General features: G+C 46.2%; 12 protein-coding genes and 2 tRNA genes. 6 read left to right on the top strand and 8 right to left on the bottom strand.

From position 1 onward, the window contains the following. Positions 1–14: 14 nt before the first annotated feature. A complete protein-coding gene (locus ACK3SF_RS00730; protein WP_414837915.1) occupies positions 15–221 on the top strand; it encodes a hypothetical protein in 207 nt (68 codons plus the stop codon). A gap of 8 nt (positions 222–229) precedes the next feature. On the opposite strand, the gene ACK3SF_RS00725 is transcribed toward ACK3SF_RS00730, so the two are convergent. From ACK3SF_RS00725 to ACK3SF_RS00705, 5 genes are all read right to left on the bottom strand, one after another. Beyond that, positions 230–568 carry a hypothetical protein gene (locus tag ACK3SF_RS00725; RefSeq protein ID WP_414837914.1) on the bottom strand — a complete coding sequence of 113 codons (339 nt, stop codon included), beginning with the start codon at positions 566–568 and terminating at the stop codon, positions 230–232. Positions 569–606: 38 nt separating this feature from the next. Then, a tRNA-Phe gene (locus tag ACK3SF_RS00720) sits at positions 607–680 on the bottom strand. A gap of 88 nt (positions 681–768) precedes the next feature. Further along, the gene (locus tag ACK3SF_RS00715) at positions 769–1,167 is read right to left on the bottom strand and encodes a hypothetical protein (protein WP_414837913.1); all 399 of its coding nucleotides are present in this window, start codon (positions 1,165–1,167) and stop codon (positions 769–771) included. 44 nt (positions 1,168–1,211) lie between these two features. Beyond that, entirely contained in the window at positions 1,212–1,982 is a 771-nt protein-coding gene (locus ACK3SF_RS00710) for a hypothetical protein (protein WP_414837912.1), read from the bottom strand. Between the two features lie 60 nt (positions 1,983–2,042). Next, positions 2,043–2,816, bottom strand: coding sequence for a hypothetical protein (locus ACK3SF_RS00705; protein WP_414837911.1), 774 nt, complete (start codon positions 2,814–2,816; stop codon positions 2,043–2,045). Positions 2,817–2,906: 90 nt separating this feature from the next. Here ACK3SF_RS00705 and ACK3SF_RS00700 point away from each other — a divergent pair, with 90 nt between their 5' ends. The 4 genes from ACK3SF_RS00700 to ACK3SF_RS00685 are packed head-to-tail and all read left to right on the top strand — an operon-like array spanning position 2,907 to position 5,751. Further along, the gene (locus ACK3SF_RS00700; RefSeq protein WP_414837910.1) at positions 2,907–3,404 is read left to right on the top strand and encodes a hypothetical protein; all 498 of its coding nucleotides are present in this window, start codon (positions 2,907–2,909) and stop codon (positions 3,402–3,404) included. Positions 3,405–3,461: 57 nt separating this feature from the next. After that, a complete protein-coding gene (locus ACK3SF_RS00695) occupies positions 3,462–4,481 on the top strand; it encodes a deoxyhypusine synthase (RefSeq protein WP_414837909.1) in 1,020 nt (339 codons plus the stop codon). Between the two features lie 4 nt (positions 4,482–4,485). Then, a complete protein-coding gene (locus ACK3SF_RS00690) occupies positions 4,486–4,929 on the top strand; it encodes a hypothetical protein (protein WP_414837908.1) in 444 nt (147 codons plus the stop codon). 45 nt (positions 4,930–4,974) lie between these two features. Further along, positions 4,975–5,751, top strand: a complete 777-nt coding sequence (locus tag ACK3SF_RS00685; RefSeq protein ID WP_414837907.1) for an NAD-dependent epimerase/dehydratase family protein — start codon at positions 4,975–4,977, stop codon at positions 5,749–5,751. A gap of 6 nt (positions 5,752–5,757) precedes the next feature. Here ACK3SF_RS00685 and ACK3SF_RS00680 read toward each other — a convergent pair whose 3' ends face one another. Then, positions 5,758–6,540, bottom strand: a complete 783-nt coding sequence (locus tag ACK3SF_RS00680) for a hypothetical protein (RefSeq protein ID WP_414837906.1) — start codon at positions 6,538–6,540, stop codon at positions 5,758–5,760. A 52-nt stretch (positions 6,541–6,592) separates the two neighbouring features. On the opposite strand from ACK3SF_RS00680, the gene ACK3SF_RS00675 reads away from it, so the two are divergent. After that, positions 6,593–7,510, top strand: coding sequence for a hypothetical protein (locus ACK3SF_RS00675; protein WP_414837905.1), 918 nt, complete (start codon positions 6,593–6,595; stop codon positions 7,508–7,510). Between the two features lie 25 nt (positions 7,511–7,535). On the opposite strand, the gene ACK3SF_RS00670 is transcribed toward ACK3SF_RS00675, so the two are convergent. After that, a tRNA-Asn gene (locus tag ACK3SF_RS00670) sits at positions 7,536–7,608 on the bottom strand. A gap of 88 nt (positions 7,609–7,696) precedes the next feature. After that, complete coding sequence (locus ACK3SF_RS00665) at positions 7,697–8,707, bottom strand: hypothetical protein (protein ID WP_414837904.1); 1,011 nt, start codon at positions 8,705–8,707, stop codon at positions 7,697–7,699. Positions 8,708–8,766: the final 59 nt, after the last annotated feature.

Raw genomic sequence — 8,766 nt, 5'->3', positions numbered from 1 at the left:
ACGAGGTACCGACAATGGGGGAGGAAGACAACTACTGGATAATCGAGCTGTACAACGATGAAACAGCGAATGTTTCAATAATGAGTGAGGCTGAGGCCGAAGCTGTCAAGAAGATGAATGATGACTTCGAGGACTGGCAGATGGAGCCGGTCCAGAACGCTGATGAAGACGATATGATTGAGAGAGCTGAGGATCACGGCTTCGAACACGATCCGTGGTAAAATTTTTGTCAGAAATCCTGTACGATCTTCATGTAGGCCTCATCGGAGTTCTCCACGATAGATGAAAGTGTATCCGTGATCTCTTTGAGATCCTGTTCTGTAGCGGAGAAATAGGCCTCGTGTGTGTAACTTGGATCGACACGCAGAAAGTAGTCGTGAGTTGAATTGAACGGATGTAAAATTTCTCCAAGCCGGGGATTGCTTTCGTAGACTTCTACACGGGAATCAGTCTCGTAGAAGAACAGAGGCCTTTCAAAGTCTCCTCTGCGCCGGGCCTGTTCCAGATCAGATTCCGACAGGACCTGTATATCAGTTTTATCTGCAGCACTGAGGAAAGATTGTATCAAAATTTTTCAGACACCTGATAATCCAGTAGCAGGATATTTGGCCGAACCCGGATTTGAACCGGGGACAACGTGATCTTCAGTCACGCGCTCTCCCAGGCTGAGCTATTCGGCCTTGAATGGAACTCAGAGAGTTCCCGAATCAGGAAACCGGAAACCCGGTTTCGTATAGATGATTTTATAGGTGAGTTTTAAGAATCAAATTACTTCGGGAAGATCATCTCGTCGATCCTCCTGATCTCTCCTTCAAAACCTTCTTCCAGACTGGCATAAGTGTTTTCCACGCAGATTCCTCTTCTGGCACCGAGAACGTAGACTTCATCGTATCGTTCATCCAGAAAATCTACTTCGTGAGATTCAAGTTCTCCGGATCCTGTTTCTTCAAGGCCTCTCTCGTAAAATCCTTTTTCGAATCCTGTCGGCAAAAGGCATTCTCGTTCTGTCTCCATAGCGCCGGTTCTCCAGGGCTCCTGCAGAAATCCTTCGTTGTCTGATATGTAGTACACGGCGTCAAAATCAGAGTTCTCAAGAAATCTCTGTATCTTCCCTGTATCAACTCCATATGTATCGTGTGGATGAGTCAGCACCGCGGCATCCTGCATGAAAATAAGATTTTCCAGTGAATCTTCTTAACTTGAGGCCTCTTTCAGGCGAAAAACTGCTGGAAAATCGTATCGTTCCCGGAATCAAAGTTGACTCTCTTCATCCTCCACTTCTTCAGGGACTGAATCTCTCCAGCAGCATCTCTGTTAAGCTTGCTCCAGACTTTAACAGTATTCCTGAAAACATTTGCAGCATCTACAGTGAAGGCCTGTACTTCGCGTGATTCATTGGCTGCTTTATCATGTATAAAGTAGTAGGCCTGCATATTTTGATCTACAAGCCTGTAAACATCTCTCCAGAGTTCTTTCATATCTTCTCTTATTTCATCCTCATCTCTATCTCCGATTTCAGCCTTTAGCTCGAACATCTTCTTGACTCTTTCTTTTATAGCTTCAGAGGCCTCATTGAGGACTTCTCCGCTGACAACCATTTTTTCATGTGGATTGATGTCTGCTTTAACGATTTGAGCGGAGTCGTCTTCAGCTGCCTGTAGTTCTCTACCCATTTTATCGGCTTCTGACGCTGGAAGTTTGTTAACAATAGTGCTTTTTTCTCTTTCCACTTTACCGACTGCGTGATTCATCCTTTCCAGTAGCGGGGACTTTGCAACGTTGAGGTGGCTTGAAGTATGATCGGCACTCAGCTTTACATCTCGATCCGTCATATCGATGTTGTCTCCACTCATTATACTTCTCAGTTCATTTGATTTAGAACCATCTACAGTACCTGGAGTTGAGTTTGTCCTTGACTTCTTCTCAACGTCATTGTTTCCTGAATTTCCCGAACTTCCGAAAACCGAAGGAAGGATACCCATACAGAATTCTTAGTGAATCCTCGAATATAAAATCTTGAGAATGAAAAATTTTGCGGCGTGCTACAGTCTTTCTACCTTGACATCGTCGTAGTACCCCCAGTCATTGACTCCCCAGAAAGATCCTATAGTTATGCTGTCGAAAGTTCCATAAGCAGTTGAGGTATGAACTACGTCCCCATCAATGAGGAATCTTGTCTCCGTTCCATCAGCCACGAACTCGAACTTTCTCCATCCTGTGGTCCTGGATTTACCGGTGCTGTTGAAGCTGCCTCCATCCCTGTACGTATAATCCGAGGACTGCCCCCACTCCAGGGCCTGTAGGCCGCTGCTGACGTTGCTGTTGCTTACAGAGGCTATCCACTGTTCCGAAGTTCCTTCATCATAGACCATGACACTGAACCTTCTTTCACGCGGCTGATCGAAGTAACGCCTCAGAGCAGCATTTTCATCATCTCCCGACATTTCATCATCGTCCATGTAGATCCTTACGGACTGTGAGCCGCTGAAAGCTCTGTTACTGGAAACTTCATAACTTGTCTGACCTGTCATCTCCTCTGTACTCCAGGAACTGTCTACACTTGAGGCCTCGAAGCCATCGTAGAACTCGTACGATGAAAGGGACTTTTTCACCGATCTGACTCCGGATGAAGTCATCACACGTAGCTCAGGTATATCTGCCTGTTCCGGATCGACAAGTGCGAGAGCTCCTGTACCTGCAGCCGTCTGAACACGTAGAAAATCCTGTGAAACATCAGAAGTATCGAAAACAGGGACTTCTTCGATACCAGAACCTGTTCTCAGCTTCAGGACACCTATCTGAGCCAGTACAAACACCTCTGAAACATGTTAACAGAAAAATAGGCTTCCAGCGTGATAAAAATATCCCGTACAAAAATTTTTCAGCAAAAAATTGAAACATAAGTTATGCCGTTCACACCTTTCCACTTCGGGCCTGGAATACTTTTAGGCCTCTTGCTTTTGAAGAAGCTGGATTTCCCTACTTTCGTGGCGGCGAACGTGATGATCGACTGGCGGGCCGCACTGGTCTTCCTCGGATTCTGGCCTCCACCAAGACACGGCTGGGTGCATACCTATCTCGGGGCGACCCTGATGGCAATACTACTCGGAGCTGTAATGATCTATGCAAGGCCTCTGATCGACGAAGAACTACGGGAGATGAAGATTGTACAGGAAATTTCGAAGAAGAACATCTTCCTGGCAGCATTCTCAGGAGCATTCCTGCATGTGACGATCGATGCTTTCCACCACCCATACATGCAGCCGTTCATGCCTTTCGACTTCAATCCATTGCTAGGCCTTTTCTCCACTCTTGAGTTACGCGCAGCACTGTTTTTCTGCCTGCTTGTATCGCTGCCAGTCTACGTATTCCACGTGAAGGACTGGATAGATATCTCTCCGTGAAAATTTTTGAGGCCTCTCCTGTGATCGATAAAAAATTTTGTATACAATTTTTTCTCCATGAGTGAAGAAAAAGAGGCCTCAGATACCAGAGAGCATGTGATTCCTGGAACGAAGAAAAAATTTACCGGTGAAGACGTGGAGGGTTACGATTTCCGCGGCGATTTTGATATGACGGAGATGCTGGAAAAATACTCTACAACAGGTTTCCAGGCCACTCACATGAAAGAAGCGATCGATCTTGTAAAAGAGATGCGGGATGAGGACGCGAAAATTTTCCTGACGTTCACTTCAAATATCATCAGTTCAGGCCTCAGAGAAGTCATCGCCTATCTCGCGAGAAAAGATTACGTTGATGTTATGATCACTTCCGCCGGTTCTCACACCGAGGATGTTATCAAGACTAACGATGATTTCCAGATGGGTGAATGGGAGGCCGACGAGGCAAAATTAAGAGAGGAAGGAATCAATCGGCTAGGAAATATCTACGTCGAGTCCGATCACTATGTCTGGCTTGAATCCTGGCTGAACGACGGATTTTTCCAGGACTTTTTCTCAGACGAAAAAATAAGAACTCCTTCAGACCTGGCTTACGAACTTGGAGAGGCCGTCGGAAAAGATGAGGATCTTGATGAATCAGATTCCTTCATCTACCACGCAGCGAACAACGACATCAATGTTTACTGTCCTGCGATGATCGACGCAGAGATCGGAGACTTCATGTTTTACTACAGACAGGAGCAAGACGAGGATATCGGCATCGAGATCCTTGATGACTGGGACAGTCTAATCAACGAGGCGATCGAAGCAGACAAGACCGCCATCATAGCGGTCGGCGACGGCGTGCCTAAGCACCAGGCAATCATGTCGAATCTCTTTAGAGGCGGCACCGATTACGCTGTATACATCTCCACAGGAATGGAAGGAGACGGAAGTCTATCTGGAGCTCCGCCTAAAGAAGCTGTTTCATGGGGAAAGATCAAGGAGGAGACAAATAACTACACTCAGATCGAGGCAGAGGCCACACTAGTGTTCCCGCTGCTTGTAGCTGAGGCCTTCAAAAAATACAGTCCTGAGTGATTCCATGGAACAGTACGATGAGGAAATCTATCAGGAGTTTTCAGAACTGATCACCGATAGTTACGAGCTTTTGCTGGATTTCCAGGCCTATGCTGAAGAGGCCAGAGAAGCCGATGAGTCTTCTTACAGGGAGAAGGCGATAGTCGAGGCCTTTTCCTATGCGCTTGAGTTAAGAGAGAAAAAGAGTGAATGGGAGAAGTTGCTCGAAGCCGTTCCCGTACAAGGCCTTGATTCCGTGGAGGATCTTATGTTGAAGACGGAGAACTATCATGATCGCCTGCAGCTGTGGGATCTGGATCTTGAAGGTGAGCCAGATGAGACAGAGCTGGCTGCCATCAACGCAGTTAAGGACAACTATGATGTACTGGAAGAATACGAGTTCCTCAGCTTCTCCGATCACAAGCTGGAGACGGATTTCGGAGCCGTGGATCTGAAGATAACTGTCTGAAAAATCATCTCTGATTTAACTTTGGAGGCCTCTAACGTTTTTTACATGAATATTCTCGTCGCCGGCAATGGATTTATCGGAAGAAATCTTGTCGAGGCCTTGAGAGAGGAACATACTGTAAAGACTCTGGACAGGGACAAAGCTACTTTTGAACAGGATATCACGGAAAATTTCTCGATCGAAGACGAGTTCGATGTCGTCTTCCACACTGTAGGCCTCGCACCGGGAATGCATTCAGCGAAAAAGTACAGAAAGGTGCATGTAGAAGGTACGAGAAATCTTCTGAAAGCTGTTGAAACAGAAAAATTCGTCTACATCAGTGCTCTGGGCGCCGATAAAGTTGATCACAGCTACTTCAGGACGAAGAAAGAGGCCGAGGATTTAGTCAAGAATCTTTCGAAAAACTATACTGTTTTCAGGCCTTCAACAGTCTTCGGCAGAGGAAACAAGCTTCTGGAGATGATCGGAAAGGCCTCGAGGACAAGATTTTTCCCCGATTTCAGTACAGAGATGCAGCCGATCCACATCGAAGATTTCACGGAGCTTCTGACAAGAAGCGTAGAAGATTTCGATGGAGAAACTCTTGAAGTAGCAGGCCCGGAGGAGATGAGTCTTGGAGAGCTGGCGAAAAGGATTTACGCGTCGAGAGGCCGGAAATGTTACAGAGTTCCGTTCGTTGAAAGTTTTGCTTCTCTAGGCCTCAGGATTAGTCCGCTTCCAGGCCTTTTCAGCTCGGAAAATCTCGAGCTGTTAAATCAGCGGAACACCGTAGATTTCAATGATGCTGAAGAAATTTTGGGCGAGTTGAAGCAGATAAAGTAATAATTTTTATCTCCAGGAGTCACCGAGAGTTCTCTGGTGATTTTCTTCCCAGGCCTCTCCTAGAGCTTCGTTGAGCTCTTCCAGTTCTCTTTGCTCTTCTTCTGAGAATTCTTCCCAGCCAGAAGGCCAGAATCCTGTCTCTCCATATTCGTATCTTTTTCCTCCCCATCTTTTTTCCAGAGGCAAGAGAGCAGGCTCATCCATCGCTTCTAGTTCATAGATGTGAGACTCTGTAGATCCCTGCTCTTTTCCCGGCGTTACAGGGCCTTGATGTGCAAATGCACCGTTCATGAGAGATCTGACAATCCTTTCTACACTATCTTTATTGTTATCGTCGGAAAGAACATTATCCGCATCTAGGAGTGCGTGTACCTTCATAGGCCTTCCTCCAAAACTTCTTACAGGTGCTGAAGCCCAGGAATTTTCGAAGACCAACGGAGTGTGATTATCTGTATCTTCTCCCGTAAAGTAGACTTTGTCTCTGTGGCTTGGAGGCCATGTGCCAGATCCTTCAGCTCCCAGACTTTTTGGGACGAGTCCGCTTGTCTCTATCGAGTCTCTGAGGCCTGTAGCGGAAAGATGCACAGCGTCTATGTAATCAGCGCCCTCTAACTTCTGAACTGCGAGATCGATCAGTTCTTCGTAGCCGTCCATACTGATACCTGTATCGCTTACTTCAGCGTATGGAGTGGCGCTGTCGACTTTATAGGCCTCTGGATCGAAATCGTTCTCCTCGGCTACAGTTTCAAGGGCGAAATCAGAAGGCCTGTAGACATTTTCATCCTCCATATGTAACTACTAAACGATAACAATTAAATCTGTTTCTGTTCTATACTCATTTATGGATGAGTCTCTGGAGCTGGAATGGAGTTATTTCCGGGAGCTGCTGGACGCACAGGATAAGGAAACGATAATTTCAGAGGCAGCTACAGCAAAGGAAGCCGGAGTTCGCTACGCCAAGCATCCTATAGAGCCTGAGCTGTTCAGAGAGTTCCTGTTTGAACGCGATCCAGATGATTCTGATGAAGAGTGGCAGATGCAACGTGCAGCAAGGATGTTGATGGAAGAGTACGGCCAAGTTATGGATGCTGTCGGCCAGAAAGATATCTCTTTGAAGCTTCGAAGACGTGAACTGGACGGAGTTCAAGGCGAACTAGTTCAGGTCGTGAACGGAGCGATGAAGGATACTTACAGAGGCCTTGAGACAGATACGCTTGTACAGATTCCTAGCCCTAAACTTTTTGGAAGCCCTCAGGCCGCCGTTGAACAGGCCTTGATATGGAAAAATACTAACAAAACTCTCCAGCACAACGATATTCCTGTAGCGACAGACTACGATGTGATGATCTCACAGCACCGAGGTCGCCTTACTCCAGCCTTAATAGGGCCTTTCAACGAAGATCTTGTCGAATACGGAGACGTTACAGATGAACACAGGGAAATGTTCAACGAAAGACACGGCGAAGACGCACTTGAAGGCCTTTTCAGGAAAAGAGGAGTACAGCTGGCAAATCTCTTTTTCGAAGGAGAAGTATCATATGATGAAAGGCCTGAAGACATCGTCAATCCACCGCATACAGGCCTCGGCTACGACACAGGAAGAGAAGATGTAGTAGTGTATGATATGGGAGAAGCCAGTAGAGAAGCCTTCGGCACACAACATATGGACATTGATTCATATGAAGAATTCGTCGAAAGACATGGCATCAGAGAACGTGCGGATAAAATTCTTGAAGGCCTGGATAAAGAATACGTGTAAAAAATTTTTAGAGGCGAAAAAAGTTCGCCCAGGGCAGGGCTCGAACCTGCGACCACCACGTTAACAGCGTGGCGCTCTACCTGCTGAGCTACCTGGGCCTTTTGTTGGAGGCCTGTGATATAGTGGTGGGGCGAGAATTTTTTAAACAGTAGGCCTTATCTTGACAGGATAATAGTCAAAATCAGGCTAGAATCTTGTGGGTGTCGGTGCTTCAGTTACTGTAGTCACGTTTTCATTTTTCAATTGTTGCTGTCCTGGAAGGGGGATTTCTTTTTCACCTATCAAAGAGTCCTCTGCGTAACTTTCCAGTTCCATTGCCAGTGGATTTCCAAGTTCCTCTTCCGGTACTTCGCTGACCGGTACGTATCTGATTCTATGATTGTTTGAGATTGAGTCCGATTGATTCTTCAAGTTGTACTCGTACATGATATTTTTGCTTTCGCCAGGCTGGATTACTTTCTCCGTCCTCTGTGGGGAACATTCTGTGCATACCACATAATCGATCACAGCTGCTTCAGAGGCCTCCTCGCCGAGAGTCACGGTAAGATTGGCGATCGTATCATTGCCCATCGACTTTCTGTGTATAAAGTATCCGTTTTTCTCAACTGTGAAATCAAAGTTTGAAAGATAGTCGGTAAATCTATTTTCACCGCCTTCAGATGTTTCCTGAGTAGAAGCCGGAATATCGTAGTTTTCCGGATCGAAAGAGAAACTCATCTCCGTACTGTTGCCTTTAACGTACTCCGGATAATTCTGAGGCGAATTAAAGACCCTATAGTCCTCTTCATCTATATTTTCAAGGCCTTTTTCGACAGGAATATAGGAAATCTTCACTGTCTGATTGCTTTGATTTTCTTCGCGATTCTGTTCAAGCCTCACATCTATCTCCTCGCCAGGATCGAGGAAACTGTAGTCGAATAATGCCTGTGCTCCGCCTGCTGCTGTTCCACGCATCGTTCTGTAGCGTACAACTACTGGATCAGAGGCCTGTGAGAGACTCAGAGAAGCGTCCAAGCTGTATCCTTTGCCGTATGCTACGCTTTTCGAGGCCGAGATCAGCTCCACGTCTTTCACATCCAGATCAATTTTGTTTTCCTGCACGAATCCAGAATCTTCATCTGTAAATACGTGGAAAGCTGCACCGAGCAGGATTATAGATGCTGCTGCGGACAGTAGAAAGATTTTCTGATCATCCATGGAAAATTTTCTCAGTCCGGAGGCCTTTAAAATCATCCGTATCTGTTAGATCGAGAACG

This window comes from Candidatus Nanosalina sp. VS9-1 (assembly GCF_047555085.1).
GTDB lineage: Archaea > Nanohalarchaeota > Nanosalinia > Nanosalinales > Nanosalinaceae > Nanosalina.
This window is presented reverse-complemented; position numbering and strand designations above follow the sequence as displayed.